We start from the raw sequence: 237 nt of genomic DNA, 5'->3' as shown, positions 1-237 counted from the left end.
ACTTGCCCTGGCTTCCAACCCACACCCGCCGCGGCGTAACTTAACTCGCCTTGGCTACCACTGGTTTTATCCTCTAAACCGTTATAACCGGCATATACGTGATAGAGACCACCATCGATTTTGTAGAAACCTATTAGCTCTACACCATTAGCTTTATCGGCTAAGGTACTAAACTTCCGACTCAGGTTTTCATACTCACCGTAGGAACCGGCCACATAAAACATATCGTCTTCGTAC

Annotated in this window: 1 protein-coding gene; it reads right to left on the bottom strand. The window is 46.8% G+C overall.

Annotated elements, in window-relative coordinates:
• Positions 1-224: hypothetical protein (locus Q4528_RS15950; protein WP_303522734.1), on the bottom strand; the 224-nt coding region annotated here is incomplete at its 3' end.
• Positions 225-237: the final 13 nt, after the last annotated feature.

Origin of the sequence: Staphylococcus pasteuri (assembly GCF_030547725.1) — a bacterium.
GTDB lineage: Bacteria > Bacillota > Bacilli > Staphylococcales > Staphylococcaceae > Staphylococcus > Staphylococcus pasteuri.
The sequence above is the reverse complement of the archived record's forward strand: the minus strand, read 5'-3'. Positions and strand labels throughout refer to the sequence as shown.